The sequence below is a fragment of the Paraburkholderia sp. NMBU_R16 genome (assembly GCF_013282575.1).
Lineage (GTDB): Bacteria > Pseudomonadota > Gammaproteobacteria > Burkholderiales > Burkholderiaceae > Trinickia.
Window position 1 is genome coordinate 33,021 of sequence record NZ_JAAAYE010000027.1, and the last position, 14,659, is coordinate 47,679.

14 protein-coding genes and 1 pseudogene are annotated in these 14,659 nt (G+C 61.4%); 9 read left to right on the forward strand and 6 right to left on the reverse strand.

Annotated elements, in window-relative coordinates:
• The first annotated feature begins 277 nt into the window (after nucleotides 1-277).
• The 8 genes and pseudogenes from zwf to GWC77_RS15460 all read left to right on the forward strand — a co-directional run bounded on the left by zwf (nucleotide 278) and on the right by GWC77_RS15460 (nucleotide 7,493).
• Complete coding sequence (gene zwf / locus GWC77_RS15425; RefSeq protein WP_173258223.1) at nucleotides 278-1,834, forward strand: glucose-6-phosphate dehydrogenase; 1,557 nt, start codon at nucleotides 278-280, stop codon at nucleotides 1,832-1,834.
• Between the two features lie 111 nt (nucleotides 1,835-1,945).
• Nucleotides 1,946-2,506, forward strand: a complete 561-nt coding sequence (locus tag GWC77_RS15430; protein WP_254366981.1) for a YbhB/YbcL family Raf kinase inhibitor-like protein — start codon at nucleotides 1,946-1,948, stop codon at nucleotides 2,504-2,506.
• Nucleotides 2,507-2,640: 134 nt separating this feature from the next.
• Entirely contained in the window at nucleotides 2,641-3,591 is a 951-nt protein-coding gene (locus tag GWC77_RS15435; RefSeq protein WP_173258225.1) for a ketopantoate reductase family protein, read from the forward strand.
• A complete protein-coding gene (locus GWC77_RS15440) occupies nucleotides 3,588-3,986 on the forward strand; it encodes a VOC family protein (RefSeq protein ID WP_173258226.1) in 399 nt (132 codons plus the stop codon). Before GWC77_RS15435 ends, GWC77_RS15440 begins: the two co-directional genes overlap by 4 nt.
• On the forward strand, nucleotides 3,983-4,444 hold the full coding sequence (locus GWC77_RS15445) for a MaoC family dehydratase (protein WP_173258228.1): 462 nt from the start codon (nucleotides 3,983-3,985) through the stop codon (nucleotides 4,442-4,444). The genes GWC77_RS15440 and GWC77_RS15445 overlap by 4 nt, the downstream gene beginning before the upstream one ends.
• Nucleotides 4,444-5,663, forward strand: a pseudogene (locus tag GWC77_RS15450) (CaiB/BaiF CoA transferase family protein). Before GWC77_RS15445 ends, GWC77_RS15450 begins: the two are co-directional and overlap by 1 nt.
• Nucleotides 5,663-6,496 (forward strand): shikimate dehydrogenase, encoded by an 834-nt coding sequence (gene aroE / locus GWC77_RS15455; RefSeq protein WP_173258230.1) that lies wholly within the window; start codon nucleotides 5,663-5,665, stop codon nucleotides 6,494-6,496. Before GWC77_RS15450 ends, aroE begins: the two are co-directional and overlap by 1 nt.
• A gap of 91 nt (nucleotides 6,497-6,587) precedes the next feature.
• Nucleotides 6,588-7,493 (forward strand): LysR family transcriptional regulator, encoded by a 906-nt coding sequence (locus tag GWC77_RS15460; RefSeq protein WP_173258233.1) that lies wholly within the window; start codon nucleotides 6,588-6,590, stop codon nucleotides 7,491-7,493.
• A gap of 15 nt (nucleotides 7,494-7,508) precedes the next feature.
• On the opposite strand, the gene GWC77_RS15465 is transcribed toward GWC77_RS15460, so the two are convergent.
• Together GWC77_RS15465 and GWC77_RS15470 are read right to left on the reverse strand one after the other, a co-directional pair.
• The gene (locus tag GWC77_RS15465) at nucleotides 7,509-7,928 is read right to left on the reverse strand and encodes a DUF5329 domain-containing protein (RefSeq protein WP_217283294.1); all 420 of its coding nucleotides are present in this window, start codon (nucleotides 7,926-7,928) and stop codon (nucleotides 7,509-7,511) included.
• A 38-nt stretch (nucleotides 7,929-7,966) separates the two neighbouring features.
• Nucleotides 7,967-8,137, reverse strand: coding sequence for a hypothetical protein (locus tag GWC77_RS15470; RefSeq protein WP_173258235.1), 171 nt, complete (start codon nucleotides 8,135-8,137; stop codon nucleotides 7,967-7,969).
• A gap of 214 nt (nucleotides 8,138-8,351) precedes the next feature.
• On the opposite strand from GWC77_RS15470, the gene GWC77_RS15475 reads away from it, so the two are divergent.
• Entirely contained in the window at nucleotides 8,352-8,630 is a 279-nt protein-coding gene (locus GWC77_RS15475; protein ID WP_173258237.1) for a hypothetical protein, read from the forward strand.
• A 75-nt stretch (nucleotides 8,631-8,705) separates the two neighbouring features.
• Here GWC77_RS15475 and GWC77_RS15480 read toward each other — a convergent pair whose 3' ends face one another.
• The 4 genes from GWC77_RS15480 to GWC77_RS15495 form a co-directional block, all read right to left on the reverse strand.
• Complete coding sequence (locus GWC77_RS15480) at nucleotides 8,706-8,876, reverse strand: hypothetical protein (RefSeq protein ID WP_173258239.1); 171 nt, start codon at nucleotides 8,874-8,876, stop codon at nucleotides 8,706-8,708.
• A 13-nt stretch (nucleotides 8,877-8,889) separates the two neighbouring features.
• Nucleotides 8,890-10,392, reverse strand: a complete 1,503-nt coding sequence (locus GWC77_RS15485) for an ATP-binding protein (RefSeq protein WP_173258241.1) — start codon at nucleotides 10,390-10,392, stop codon at nucleotides 8,890-8,892.
• A 387-nt stretch (nucleotides 10,393-10,779) separates the two neighbouring features.
• Entirely contained in the window at nucleotides 10,780-12,381 is a 1,602-nt protein-coding gene (locus tag GWC77_RS15490) for a peptide chain release factor 3 (protein ID WP_173258242.1), read from the reverse strand.
• A 223-nt stretch (nucleotides 12,382-12,604) separates the two neighbouring features.
• Complete coding sequence (locus GWC77_RS15495) at nucleotides 12,605-14,428, reverse strand: methyl-accepting chemotaxis protein (protein ID WP_173258244.1); 1,824 nt, start codon at nucleotides 14,426-14,428, stop codon at nucleotides 12,605-12,607.
• Between the last annotated feature and the right edge of the window lie 231 nt (nucleotides 14,429-14,659).

Here is a 14,659-nt window from a genome sequence, read left to right on the forward strand (position 1 = left end):
CCAGGCCAGACCCACGGCGAACGTGTTGCTAGACAGGGAGGCATCGTTGTCCAACCACGTAAGCGGCACAGCAGGCTACGCCGAGAATGCGCAAGGTCTCATCGAGCAATGGCGGACGTTACATCAGCATCGGGCGCCCGGGCCCTGGCACGCTCCCTGCTGAACTCATCCAATGGGTGCACCCCCCTGCGCTCCCGGCGACGACTGCGCAATTGCGTGTTCGTTTCTTCGAGCCTTCGCCGTGCTCCGTCCACGGTCCTATGGAGCAATGCGCGCCATGCCAACCGATTCGAATTCCGTCAGCTCCGGTCATTCGGGGCGCGAAGCACGCGCGCAGGGCGCTCTCCCGACTCAGGCGGCCAAGCGGCCAGCGCCCCCTTGCACAATCGTGATCTTCGGTGCGGGCGGCGACCTGACCCGGCGCCTACTGATACCGGCTTTGTACCATCTTGCGCATGAAGCGTTGCTCGACGACAGTCTTCGGATCATCGGCGTCAGTCATGGCGAGCGCGAAACAGCAACCTGGCGAGACGAGTTATTCGAGTCGCTGCAGCAATCGGTTGCGGACAAGTCCAGCGAGGCGCATACGGACAAGCTGGATCGCAAGCCATGGGACTGGCTCGCCCAACGCTTGCAATACCAAGCGGGCGAATTCGAAGACGATGCCACCTATGCGCAACTCAAACAACAAATCGATGAGGACCAGCACGGCAATGTGATTTTCTATCTCGCCGTTGGTGCGCAGTTCTTCAAGCCCATCGTCGAGCGACTCGGCAAGGCAGGCTTGTTGGAGCAGAACGGAGGCTTTCGCCGTCTGATCGTCGAAAAGCCGTTCGGCAGCGATCTCGCATCGGCGCGCGAATTGAACGCTCACATCCTGCGGTTCGCACGGGAATCGCAAGTGTACCGAATCGATCATTTTCTCGGCAAGGATACCGTGCAGAGCATCCTCGCCGTTCGGTTCGCGAACGCGATGTTCGAGCCGATCTGGCGGCGCGAATACATCGATAGCGTGCAGATCACAGCGGCCGAAACGCTCGGTGTTGAAGGGCGCGGACAATTTTACGAACGCACCGGCGCGCTGCGCGACATGGTGCCGAATCACCTGTTCCAATTGCTCGCCGTAGTCGCATTGGAAGCACCCAATTCGTTCGATGCGGAAGCGGTACGCGGCAAGAAAGTCGAATTGTTCGAGGCGATCGAGCCGCTCATGCCCGACGATGTCGTGCTCGGTCAATACGAAGCGGGACCGGCTGGAACAGCGTACCGCGACGAGCCGAACGTGGCGCCCGACAGCGCAACGGAAACCTACGTTGCGGCTCGCCTGCGGATCGACAACTGGCGCTGGGCCGGCGTACCGTTTTACTTACGCACCGGAAAGCGGCTCGCCACTCGCCGCACCGAAATCGCCGTGCAGTTGAAGCGCGTCCCATTCCTGCTGTTTCGCGATACACCGGTGGAAGCACTCACGCCCAACGTGCTGACGCTACGCATCGACCCCTCGCACGGAACGAGCTTCGATTTCAACGTCAAGGTGCCGGGACCGACGATGCTCATTGGCGCAGCCCGCTCGTCGTTCGACTATGGCGATTTTTTCCCGCAGCGCCCGAACGTCGGGTATGAAACGTTGCTCTATGACTGCATGCTCGGCGACGCGACGCTCTTCCAGCGTGCGGATAGCATCGAGGCGAGTTGGGCCGCCGTCGATCGCATACTCCATCCGCAGCGCGGTACGGTACCCGTGCACGGCTACGCCGCCGGCAGCGCCGGTCCTGCCGAAGCCGACGCACTCCTTGCCCGCGACGGCCGCGCGTGGCGGCCCCTAGACGAATAATATTGCGCGGTGCATCCGGAATAAATCGACGTAATAATCCGTTGTTCCCGGAGCACCCGGCTGCCCATTGCGGGCAGCCGGGTCGCGCTCACTCGAGAGACGGAGGCGTGGATGAAAGGTAACGTTAAGGCGATCCGGCAAATGCTCGCAGCCGGTTTTTGCATGCTGATGTTGCACGGTGTCACGACCTATGCTGCCGAGGCGTTCCAGTTGACCTCGCCCGGCGTGCCCGACGGCGGCACCCTTGCCTCGATTCACGCGGGAAGCCAAAACGATTGCGGTGGCCGCAACGTGACGCCGGCATTGCAATGGCGCAATGCGCCCACCGGTACGCGCAGCTTCGCAATCACGATTTTCGATCCGGACGGGGCAAAGGGCCTCGGCGTCGTGCACTGGGTGATGTATGGCATTCCCGCTTCGACGACATCGCTCGCAGCGGGCGGCGAACCGCCGACGGGCGCGCTCATGGGACTGAACGTCAGCGGGCAGGCAGCTTATCGCGGGCCATGCCCGCCCGCCGGGGAAATTCCACATCACTATGTCGTGCAAATCTATGCCCTGGACCTCGCACCCGATTCCTTGCCGGCTGGACTGACACGCGATGCGTTGCATGCGGCGATCAAGAATCATGTACTCGCGAATACGAGCGTTGTGATGCGTTTCGGGCGCTAGAGCGATCGTTTTATCGGGCTTATGTGCAGACACCGCCCGGGCACTATTGCAATTCGCAATGTGGCTATTAAAGCCATTGCATTGCCGGCATGAATGCATCGCCGTATCTTCGTCTCCCTATCAAGGAGACGCCAATGAAAATCGCTTTTCTGGGAGCCGGTGCGCTCGGTTGTACCGTCGGCGCCGCGCTCACTGAGGGAGGCCATGAGACTTGGCTGGTCGACCGTTTTGCGGCACACGTCGAAGCCATGGTTCGCGACGGCCTGCAAGTCGACGACGAGGCCGGAACGCGCCGGGTGAAGGTTCGCGCGACGATGAATCCATCCGAAGTCGGCCCGGTCGACCTCGTCATCGTGTTGGTCAAGTCCTTCCACACCGATTCGGCGATGCGCGGCGCGCTCGGCCTCGTGGGCCCCGATACGGTCGTCTTGTCTCTGCAAAACGGGCTCGGTCACGAAGACGTGCTCAGCGAGATCGTCGGTCGCGAGCGGGTGCTCGCCGGCAAGACTTATGTCGGTGGCGTGCTGCGCGCGCCCGGCCATATCCAGTCAGGCGTCACCGGAAAGCTTACGATCATCGGGGAACTCGACCGCCGAATTTCGGGCCGCGCGTGGGCCATTTCGGAGGCGCTCAATAGCGCCGGTCTGACGACAACGGTCAGCAACAATATCCTCGGCACGATGTGGGACAAGTTGCTGATCAACGTCGCCACGGGCGCCCTCACAGGCATCACGCGCCTGACTTACGGGCAACTCTACGACGAGCCGGTCCTCAAAGCGACATCGCTCGCCGCAATCGACGAAGCGATCGCCGTCGCAAAAGCGGCGGGCATCGAGCTCTCGATCGAGCATGCGGAAGACGCCTGGAACATGGCCGCCGAAGGACTTCCGTCGGCATTCAAGACTTCGATGTTGCAAAGCCTCGAGAAGTCGTCCGTCACCGAGATCGACTTCATCAACGGCGCGGTCGTGCGATGGGGCGCGCGTCTGGGCGTGCCGACGCCGGTGAACTCGACGCTCGTCGCCTGCATCAAGGGCATCGAACGCGCGATGACGGAGCGCCAGACAGAAGGAGCCGCACTATGAGCGCGCCGAAAGCATATCTGGAGCACGTCGCCATCTGGGTGAAGGACATCCACTGGCATATTCGTTTCTTCGAGGAAGTGTTCGGCATGACCATGCGAGAAGTGGACGGCACGCGCGAAGAGCCGCGTCAGTACTGGACGCTAGGTGGTCTGCAGTTCATCGACGCGCCGCACCACGAAGGACGCGAGAGCCGGCTCGCGCATCTCGGCGTGATGTGCGAGGACCTCGAGGCCGCGCTTGCGGCCGCGCAGAACTTCGGCGTCACCGAGATGCCGCAGGGACGCAACTGGCTGCGTCTGCCCGATGGACTTGCCGTCGAACTCATTCAGGCCAGACCCGCCACATGCGTCGCGCAGGCGCTGGCGATCGATCCACGCGCGGAGCCGCAAGCATGACTGCTATCAGCGATAAGTATTGGGATGACGCGCAGGTAGGCGATGAGTGCGTGAGCCCGTCCTACACCGTCACGAAAGAACGCATCCTCGCTTACGCCGATCTCACGGGCGACCACACTCCGGTGCACGTCGACGAAAAATACGCCAACGCGAGCCACTTCGGTTCGATCGTCGCACACGGTCTATTCGGATTGTCCATTGCCGATGGCCTGAAGACCCAAAGCGACTATCGCTTCCTGCCCGGCATGTCGCTCGGCTGGACGTGGGACTTTCTGCTGCCGATCAAGGTCAACGACGTGCTGCATGTGAAGTTCCGTGTCGGCTCGATGCGTGCGAGCAAGAGCCGTCCCGGCTGGGGCATCGTCGTTCTGCCGTCCGAGCTGATCAACCAGAACGGCGACGTCGTCCAACACGGCGAGCATCGTCTGATGATTCCGCGCCGTCCAGGAGCGAACTGATGCAACCCCGTCCCCTCGAAGGTATTCGCGTCGTCGATTACAGCCACTTTCTCGCAGGTCCCTATGTCGGTCGATGCCTCGCGGCACTCGGTGCGGAAGTCATCAAGGTCGAGCGTCCCGGCAGCGGCGATGCCGGACGTCAGCACGCCACGGTCCTCGACGACCAGCAAAGCGCATACTTCCTGCAGCTCAACATGGGCAAGCGCGGCGTGAGCGTCGACATGAAGGATCCGCGCGGCAAGGCGTTCATGCAGCGCCTCTGTGATTCGGCTGACGTGTTCATCGAAAACTATCGGCCGGGCGCGCTGGACAAGCTGGGCCTCGGCTACGCCGCGTTGTCGAAGCGCAACCCAGGCCTCGTCTATTGCTCGATTTCGGCATATGGACACACTGGACCCGACGCGCACCGCGCGGGTTTCGGTCTCATCGCAGAGGCCAAGAGCGGCATCATGCAGATGATCGGTAATCCTGGCGAGCCGCCGCCGCTCATGCGTATCTCGCTTGGCGATATGTACACGGGCATCCACGCGGTTGCCGCCATCAACGCCGCGTTGATCGGTCGCATGAAAAGCGGGCGGGGTCAGCATATCGACATGGCGCTCTACGACACACTGGTATCGATGCACGAATATGCGTGCAGTGCTACACCGTGCAAGGCGTGGTTCCCGAGCAAACGGGTCACGACATGCCGACATCGACTTTGTACGGCGTGTTCCGCGCGGCCGATGGCGATCTCGTCATCGCGGCGCAAGTCGACGAGTCGTGGAAGCGGTTCGGCACGCTCGTCGAGGCGCACGGCGGTCCTGCTGGGTTCGGCACCGATGCGCGATTCCACAGCCTCAACGGGCGCAACGCGAATCGCGAGGCCATCCTTGCGGTCGTGAAACCATGGGTGGCTGCACGACCGGTCGCGGAGGTGCTGGCCTTGCTCGATAGTGCCGATGTCCCTTGCGCCAAGGTTCAGCGCATCGATGAGGTCGTGGCCGATCCGCAGATCGTTGCGCGCGGCATGCTGATCGAGCAGGAGCATCCGCGCTTTGGAAAACTGCGCCTGCCGAATCTGCCGTTTCGATTTTCCGACTGCGATACGTCGATCCGAACGGTGGGTCCCGACCTGGGGCAGCATAACGCGGAAGTCGCTCGATCGCTCGGCTTCAGCGCGGCCGAGATCGACGCGATGCAGACCGACGGCGTGCTGTTCTCGAAAAGGAGCGCGTGATGAGTGATCGATACGCGGTGATCGGAAATCCGATCGGCCACACCAAGTCTCCGCTGATCCACGGCTTCTTTGCGCGGGAGACTGGCCAACAGATGACGTACGTGGCCATCGAAGGCCCGCTCGAGCCGGCGGACGCCTTCGCCTGCACGGTCCGAAACTTCATCGCCGCGGGCGGCAAAGGCATGAACATCACGGCGCCATTCAAATTGGAGGCCTTCGCCATCGCCGATGAACGCAGCGAACGCGCATCGCTCGCGCGCGCTGTCAACGCGATGAAGTTCGAGAACGGGCGGATCCTCGCCGAAAACTTCGATGGCGTGGGCCTGGTGCGGGACATCGAAGTGAATCTGCATCAGCCGATGGAGGACAAGCGCGTTCTGATTCTCGGCGCGGGCGGTGCGGTGCGCGGCGCGCTATTGCCGTTCATAGGTGCGCGGCCTGCGGAACTCGTCGTCGCGAACCGGCATGTGGACAAGGCGAAGGCACTCGTCGAACAGGTTGCTGCCGGCAGTCCGTTGATCGCATGCGGTTATGCCGACCTGCAATCGATGGGTCGGTTCGATCTCGTCGTGAACGCGACCTCGGCGAGCTTGACCGGGCAATTGCCGCCGGTTCCGTCGAGCGTCTTCAGTCCAAATGGGACCGCTTATGAGCTTGCCTATGGAAAAGGACTCACGCCCTTCCTGCGGCTGGCCCGGAATACGGGCGTGCGGGGCATCGCCGATGGCGTGGGCATGCTGGTCGAGCAGGCCGCCGAGGCGTTTGTGTGGTGGCGGGGCATTCGTCCGCAGACGCGCGCCATCATCGATCATCTCACCGTTGCGTTCGATTGAACGTATCGGCTGCGGCCTGATCGTCCAGGAGATGCATTCATAGGCACAGCGCAATGACTACAATAGGCACATTGCCGACGACAATACTGTCATGCTCACGCCCGAACTGCCCGATCTCAAGCTGCTTCAGCTATTCGACTTGCTGTATGACGTTCGGAGCGTCACGCGGGCGGCGGAGCAGCTCGGACAGAGTCAGCCCACCGTCAGCATCTGGTTGGGGCGTCTACGTGTGCATCTGCAGGACCCGCTGTTCGTGCGCACGCCTGGCGGCATGACGCCAACGCCTCAAGCAGACGCGCTGATCGGGCCGTGCAGGGAAATTCTCGAATCGCTTCGCCGGTTCGCGGCATGGGAGATTTCCTTCGACCCGACCACGGCCAAGCGGCGCTTTCGCATCTGCATGACGGACGCCAGCCACATCACGCTTCTGCCCCGGATGCTGGCTCACGTGCGTGCACAGGCACCGGGTATTCGGCTGGAAGCCGCGAGAATCGACGGAAATACGGAGCGGGCGCTCGAATCCGGCGAGGCTGACCTTGCCATCGGACATATCCCATGGCTCGGCGGCGGAATGTATCAGCAACAGCTATACATGCAGGATTGGGTGTGCCTCGCCAATCCGAGCCATCCACGGGTGCACACCCGGCTGACTCTGAAGCAATACCGTACCGAGGGACACGTGGTCATCGCCGCCGGCACCGGCGCGCAACTACTGGAACAGGCCCTGTTGCGCGAGAACATAGAACGCGATGTCGTGCTTGAACTGCCAGGAATGCTCGGGCTGGGATCGATCATCAAATCGACCGACCTCATCGCAACATTGCCGCGAAACATCGGTGAAACGTTGGCGCGGGTGAACGACATTGCGGTCCATTCTTGCCCATTCCCGGTCGAGAAGTTCGCGGTGCGACAGCACTGGCATGCGAAGTACCATCACGAAGCTGGAAACCGATGGCTTCGCTCCGTCGTGGCCGACCTGTTTTTGAGCAGGAATTAGACCGGAGCGCGTTTTTCACCGATGCCCCGCTGCGGGCACGGAAGCAGCGTTCGAACCGTCAGCGCGAGTCGCGCGCAGCGACTTCAATTGCGTCGTGAGCCACGCCTCGCTCGTCTGTGCCGGCGTATTGCCGCACTGAACCAGATATGGCTTTCCGCTAATGCTGCTTTTCGTAGCTGCCAGTTCAATGAACTGTTCTGTGCTGCTCAGCGTAGTGCGCGCTTCCAGGTAGTGCAGCTTGGCGAGCATATGCGCCTTCGCTTTCTCCCCGGAATACCAACTGCCATTGCGATTGAACTTGCAATCCGATGTCTCGAGGCGTCCCAGCAAGGAAGCAATCTCAGCCTGCACGATGGGCGAACTCTCGCCGGCTCTCACCGTCATCGCCATGCCGAGAGCCAACACAATCAGCCCAATGCGAATATGCCGCAGCATCACTCGCGCTCCTCGAAATCGGCTGACGATCGCGGACGCTACGATCGATCGCGGTTACGTGTACGAGTCGCCGCCGTAATGACACCGACACCCAGCATGATCACCGCGACGATGATGACCGTGTGCTGCGACACGTGCATCGTGATCAGCGCCCACGAAACGCCGCCGATCAAGATCAGCCATCCGACCAGGTATATGAGCAGGGTCATCGAGTTCGGCCTCTTTCTTTGCGATGCCCAAAGTTTAACGGATCGCACAGCGATGACCACGTCGATGAAACGATTGAAACCTTCGAGCGCAGCCCGTTACTGCCGGTTACACAAGCGACAGCCCGGTATCACCCGGCCTCTCCGCAATAAGTACCATGTAAGCAGGTGAACTACCGCCTGCGAGCCGACTGGCTGCAGGCGAAGCGAAAGGAAAATGAAACGAATTCTGTTGTGTGCTGCACTCGGGGTTGCGGGCGTGTGCGCATCGGTCAGTGCGTTCGCGCGCACCGATATCGGCGTGTTTTTCGGCGTACCGGGGCCCGTGTACGAAGCGCCGCCACCCGTCTATTACGCGCCCCCGCCGCCGGTGGTCTACGAACAGCCCGCGCCTGTCTACTATGGCCCGTATTACGGCGATGGCTATCGCCGGGAATGGCACGACAACGGCTGGCACCGCGGCTGGCGTCACCACCACCGTGACGACGACGATTGACCTGCACACGATGCGGCCTTCAGGGCCGCATTTCATTTCGCCGCCCGTTTCACGCCACCGGCATCGAATGTGGCGTTACAAAAAGTCTTCCGGTGGACCGCCGATAAGGGATTGCTTGCTCACCGGCCGCTCCTCGCTGCGCGCACGGGAAGTTTTCAGTTGCCGCAGGTTCCGAGCGTCCAGGCCGTTGGAAAACGTACCAAGAAAGTTTTCAGTTCCGGGCGGCGGGTCGAGCTCATTTTTCACGCCTCGATGCAGTTCAAAAAAGCGCAGCGTAATCGTTTAGGTCTCGGGCCACATAGCCCTTGTCGCTAAGATGCTTCCTTTCGCTGTTGGAGAAGCTCGTCGAAAAAACAAACATTTCCCGGGTCCACCCCTGAAGATGTCGATGGTCCCGAGCAGCAAGAAAGTCGGCTACATGTTGCTCGAAACCCATCAGGGATTCGCTGGTATGTGCAGCAGCTGAGCGCTTGCAGGACCCGAACCTAACGCGCTTGCCTGCCTCATCCAGCGCAACCAGGTCAATTTCAATGCTGCGGGTCGCGTCCTTGGGGCGATTCCAGTAGCCCATCTGCAGGCTGGACAGGTCGAAGTCCCCCTTGCCCTTGCGGGAACTCTCTTCATGCAGCTTCCGGATGAGCTTTTCGAAGGCATACCCTTCGATGGTCGCCAGGCGCGGGCGCGCCAGCTCAAGGGTTCGGGGCAGCGGCTTCATGCGAGCAGCCTCTCGAGCAGGTTTGGCCACCGCCAGCCACGCCTGAAGAAAATTGTCCGCGATGTAATAGCGCGCGTTACGACTCTTTCCATCCGAAAAAACCGGGTTCAACTTGACTATCATCTCGTATTTCTGGACGAGAGCCGTCAGGTATCCACCTATCTGCGTTTTTTCTGAAGCCGACCCGACTCCAGTCAGCAGTTCGCCGTGGCCGCACCCCGGGTGGTCGGCGAGGAAAGTCAGAATGGCAAGAGAACGCCCCCTGAGTTCACGCAGGAACCACGTATCAGCCTCTTCCGAAAGCGGGCTTGAGCTGCGGATGAACATCCTCGTGAGCAACTCGTCAGTAAAAGACTCTGGCGCCACCTGATAGAGGTCCTGTTCGAACGCGTCGTGATAGAACTTCGGCACCCCCTCAAAGAAAGACCAAAGCGTAAGCCACTGCGAAGGCATCCGGACATCCTGGCTCCGGAACACCGAAACAAGGTCTTCGAAATCCCAATGGTCCAGTCTGATGCGCTGGGTTAGCCGGCCGAACAAGGGCGACCCTGCATCTTCCAGCAGCAGATTCATGTCCGCGTGCAAGGACCCCAGCACAAAGAGCCCTCCATGCGGCAGTCTCGAATTGCGAAGCTTGTCGACTTCCGCCTGCAAAAACGAGCTGAAACTGCGAAGCGCCGCGCGCGTGAAGTACTGGAACTCATCGATGACGATTACGAGCCCCACGCGGCACAGTTCTCCAATCGCGTGCGCCATCGACGGAAAATCGACGACATGTTCACTCAGCTCTCGGGCGAGGATATGGTCGCTATCGTTGAGCGCGCGCTGGAAGGTCGCCGCGACATCACGCTCGTCCGAATCAGGCACCTGCATGTAGATGAGATGGCTCGACAGCCTGTCGTTGTTGCGCGCCAGATGCGATATCAGCGTTGTCTTGCCAATCCGTCTGCGACCCTCGATACGACAGAAGAACCACCTCCCGGAGTTCACAACACGGCTCAGCTCCGCGAGCGGCTCAGCTCGCCCATAAAATCCCCATTCGGCCATAGGTTGTTGTGTAAAGTAAAAATTCTTACCTTACGTGTTTTTGCGACGTAAGACAATGATTTTTTTGGATTTTTTTGGGCGCAAATCTGTTCAACAGGCGTTCCTGATTTTCTTAGCTCCGCGGTCCCGTATCACGCCATACTCCGGTTGTGAACGCCGCCAGGCTCGTGAAACCGCCGCGTTCGCGCCCCCGGTACGGCAGTTTTTAAGAGCGATGCCGAAATCCCATCGACTTGCAAGACCTCGCTAATGCGCTCGGCGTCGGCGTTCTCGAGCTACTCGACGCAAGAACGCTGTGGCCATGAGGCAGCCACTGCATCTTGGGCGCTGCGGTCCAGACCGATATCGGCGAGCAGCGAGGATTCGCCAACCTTCTCTCAAAGCGAATCAAATCGCCTTACGAAACGGCGCACCCGACTGTTCACGCAATTCGTTGAACACGATCTTCGGCCAAGCCTTTTGCGCCACCTCGATCTCGGAGACATGAGAGGCAAGATAAGTCGGCGCGTTCGAAGCATCGAGCGCCATGCGCGCAGCATATGCATCGGTGAACCGCCGCAACTCGCCCGCATCCTCGCATGTCACCCAACGCGACATCCGGTAACGGGCCGGGAAAATGCGCACATCGACCTTGTATTCCGCCGAGAGGCGATGCGAGACCACTTCGAACTGCAGTTGCCCCACCGCCCCGAGAATCGTCGAGCCGCCGTGCGCGGGACGAAACACCTGAATCGCCCCTTCTTCGCCAAGCTGCTTGAGCGCTTCGCCAAGCTGCTTCGCACGCATCGGATCGACCACCTCGATGGTCTGAAAGATCTCGGGCGCAAAGAACGGCAAACCGACGAACTGCAGTTGCTCACCCTCGGTCAACGTATCCCCGAGGCTCAGCGTGCCATGGTTAGGAATCCCGATGATGTCGCCGGCATAAGCCTCGCTGACCGTCTCGCGCCGCTGGGAAAGAAACGTCACGACGTTATTGGCCCGGAACGTCTTGCCCGAGCGCGTCACCTTCAACGCCATGCCGCGCTCGAAACGCCCCGAGCACACGCGAATGAATGCCACCCGATCGCGATGCGCGAGATCCATATTCGCCTGGACCTTGAAAACGACACCCGTGAACTTCGGCTCGTCCGGCTGCACGGCCCGCTCCACCGCCATACGCATCGAAGGCGGCGGCGCGAGATCCACCAGCGCATCGAGAATTTCCTTGACGCCGAAATTGTTGATGGCCGAGCCGAACAGCACCGGCGATTGGTCGCCCGACAGGAACGCCTCACGATCGAAAGCCGGAGTCGCCGCGCCAATCAGATCGATCTCTTCCTTCGCACGCTTCCAGGCAAAACCGAAGCGCGCTTCGCCCTGCTCCTCGCTGACGGCATGCAGCGTTTCCACCGCACCGCCCGCCGTATCCTGCCCCGCGCGAAACACACGCACCTGATCGCGCTGAATATCGTAGACGCCCTGAAAGTCCTTACCCATGCCGATCGGCCAAGTGAACGGCACCGCGGCCACGCCAAGATGCCGCTCGATTTCATCGAGCAGATCGAGCGGCTCGCGTACCTCGCGATCGAGCTTGTTGATGAACGTGACGATCGGGGTGCGGCGCGCCCGGCAGACTTCGAGCAACTTGAGCGTCTGTGCTTCGACGCCGTTCGCGCCGTCGATCACCATCACCGCGGCATCGACGGCCGTCAGCACCCGATAGGTGTCTTCCGAAAAATCCTCGTGGCCCGGCGTATCGAGCAGATTGATGACGGCGTCGCCATACTCGAACTGCATGACCGAACTCGCCACGGAAATGCCGCGCTGCTTTTCGATCTCCATCCAGTCCGAGGTCGCATAACGGCTGCTCTTGCGGCCCTTGACGGTACCCGCGATTTGAATCGCGCCCGAAAACAGCAAGAGCTTTTCGGTCAGCGTGGTCTTCCCCGCATCGGGGTGGGAGATAACCGCGAAAGTGCGGCGGCGCTTGAGTTCGGCGACAGACATCGTGAATGGGCAAAAAAGGGCCAGCTCGCGAGTTCGAGCGGCGCGGGGGCGATGATACACGTGTCGCGCCGAGCGCGAGCGAACCGGCGCGCGGCGCATGGACGAAAAAGCCCGCCCGGGTATGCCGGGCGGGCGCGCCGATCGATCGACGGGTGGCCGTCGACGCCGGTCAGAAACTTCGGTGCGCTGACTGATAATGTATTCGGTGCACGCGCTTACCTGCTCAAAACGTCTGCCAGTCGAGGCTCTCAGCTGTGGCCGCCGCCGCAACAGGACTCGGCGCGGCCGCGGCAACCGGCGCAGCGGACGCACGGCGTGGCGTCGCCGCCGATGCCGTAGCCGATGCGCGCACCGGCGCAGGCACCGACGCCTTTGGCCCGACAGAAGGCTTGCTGGCACGACTCGGCGCGCGCGACGCGGCCGCTACCGCCGACGCGGGTGCGGCACTGCGCAACGTACCCGCGCGCCGCGATTCGCTTCCATCGATCTTGAAAAACGCCACCGATTCGTTGAGTTGCTGCCCCTGGTGCTCGAGCGATTTCGACGCGGCCGCGGCTTCTTCGACGAGCGCAGCGTTTTGTTGCGTCACCTCGTCCATCTGCGTTATCGCCACATTGACTTGTTCGATGCCGCGGCTTTGTTCGTTCGATGCCGCCGCAATCTCGCCCATGATGTCGGTCACGCGTGCAACTGCCTGCGTCACCTCGGCCATCGTTTCGCCGGCCTGGCTGGCGTAGACCGCGCCGTCCTTCACACGCTGCACCGATTCGCCGATGAGATCCTTGATTTCCTTCGCCGCGCTCGACGAGCGTTGCGCAAGCGAGCGCACTTCGCTCGCCACGACGGCGAAGCCACGACCCTGCTCGCCCGCGCGCGCCGCTTCCACCGCCGCGTTGAGCGCAAGGATATTGGTCTGGAACGCGATCCCCTCGATGATCCCGGTGATGTCGGCGATCTTCGTCGAGCTGCTGCTGATCTCGTTCATCGTATCGACCACCTGGCTCACGACGCCGCTGCCTTTTTCCGCGACTTCTGAGGCGTTGGCCGCCAGCGCGCTCGCTTGCTGCGCATTATCGGCGTTCTGGCGTACCGTCGAAGTCAGCTCTTCCATGCTCGCCGCCGTCTCCTGCAGCGACGCAGCCTGCTGTTCCGTGCGCGAGGACAGATCCTGGTTGCCGGACGCGATCTGGCTCGAACCGGTGGCAATGCTGTCCGCCGCGGTACGAACCTGCCCGATCAGCTTCACGAGGCTCGCCTGCATTTCCCCCATCGACGCGAGCACGCTGCCCGCGGGCGCCGACGGCGCGCCCGCCACCGGGCTCAAATCGCCTTCGGCTACGCGGCGGGTGATATCCGACAGCGCCCCCGGCTCTGCGCCGAGCGAACGCGTGAGGCTACGCGTGATCAGGAAAGCCGCAAGCACCGCTGCCGCGAAGGATACGGCACAGATGACCAACATCATGATGCGCTGAGCCACATACTGCTCGTGCGCCTTGTCCGCCATCCGATGGCCACGTTCACGCGTATAGGCCGTGAAGGCATTCGTCGCCTTGATCAACTGGGCAAGCAGCGGACGGCACTGCGTATTCATCATCTCGACGGCCTCGGGGCGGCGTCCCGCGAGTGCGGCATCGGTAATGGCGCGCGCAACGGGCCCGTACTGCGTCTCGATGCGGATCATTTCGCCGACCAAGGCCTTCGCTTCCGGAGTGACACTGGCAGAGGTCTCGATCGCTTCCTTGAGCTTGCCCATGCGCTGCGTGACATCGTTGTCCGCTGCCGCGACCTCGGCCTTTTCGAATTCGACGTCTTCGGGCTTCGTGACGAGGACGAGGTTTCGCGCTGCGATGGCGCGCCGATCCACCGCCGTACGCACCTCCGCGGCCACGGTCGCACGAGCATTGATTCCATTCACATAGGCAGAAAACTGTTCGTCGATGGTGCCAAGCGCATTCAACGCAAAACCCGATATGAGCAGCACCATTACGGCCAGCACACCAAATGCAGTGGTCAGCTTCGCGCGCACCGTCATGTTTTTGAAGTTCATTTTTCTGCTCCCGATATATCGTCTTTAAAGACACCGGCGTCACTCGCGGTTTGCGCAAGCAGAGCCAGTCTCAGGTGCTTTATCGGTGACGCGGCGCGGTAACTTGACCGGCGCGGGAGTTAGCAAACGTTTGCCGTAGGGTTTTGGCGTACCCGTACCTTCCCGCTCGGGAGCCGCCCCGAGCGGGAAAACGCCGAATAATCATATGGTCTGGAGAGAACGCGTCGGCGA

Excerpts from the sequence above, each read along its gene's own strand:
- GWC77_RS15435 (WP_173258225.1), top strand. The coding sequence starts at position 2,641 with ATGAAAATCGCTTTTCTGGGAGCCGGTGCGCTCGGTTGTACCGTCGGC.
- GWC77_RS15475 (WP_173258237.1), top strand. The coding sequence starts at position 8,352 with ATGAAACGAATTCTGTTGTGTGCTGCACTCGGGGTTGCGGGCGTGTGC.
- GWC77_RS15470 (WP_173258235.1), bottom strand. The coding sequence starts at position 8,137 with ATGACCCTGCTCATATACCTGGTCGGATGGCTGATCTTGATCGGCGGC.
- GWC77_RS15465 (WP_217283294.1), bottom strand. The coding sequence starts at position 7,928 with ATGCTGCGGCATATTCGCATTGGGCTGATTGTGTTGGCTCTCGGCATG.
- GWC77_RS15495 (WP_173258244.1), bottom strand. The coding sequence starts at position 14,428 with ATGAACTTCAAAAACATGACGGTGCGCGCGAAGCTGACCACTGCATTT.
- GWC77_RS15430 (WP_254366981.1), top strand. The coding sequence starts at position 1,946 with ATGAAAGGTAACGTTAAGGCGATCCGGCAAATGCTCGCAGCCGGTTTT.
- GWC77_RS15490 (WP_173258242.1), bottom strand. The coding sequence starts at position 12,381 with ATGTCTGTCGCCGAACTCAAGCGCCGCCGCACTTTCGCGGTTATCTCC.
- GWC77_RS15440 (WP_173258226.1), top strand. The coding sequence starts at position 3,588 with ATGAGCGCGCCGAAAGCATATCTGGAGCACGTCGCCATCTGGGTGAAG.
- GWC77_RS15485 (WP_173258241.1), bottom strand. The coding sequence starts at position 10,392 with ATGGCCGAATGGGGATTTTATGGGCGAGCTGAGCCGCTCGCGGAGCTG.
- aroE (WP_173258230.1), top strand. The coding sequence starts at position 5,663 with ATGAGTGATCGATACGCGGTGATCGGAAATCCGATCGGCCACACCAAG.
- zwf (WP_173258223.1), top strand. The coding sequence starts at position 278 with ATGCCAACCGATTCGAATTCCGTCAGCTCCGGTCATTCGGGGCGCGAA.
- GWC77_RS15445 (WP_173258228.1), top strand. The coding sequence starts at position 3,983 with ATGACTGCTATCAGCGATAAGTATTGGGATGACGCGCAGGTAGGCGAT.
- GWC77_RS15460 (WP_173258233.1), top strand. The coding sequence starts at position 6,588 with ATGCTCACGCCCGAACTGCCCGATCTCAAGCTGCTTCAGCTATTCGAC.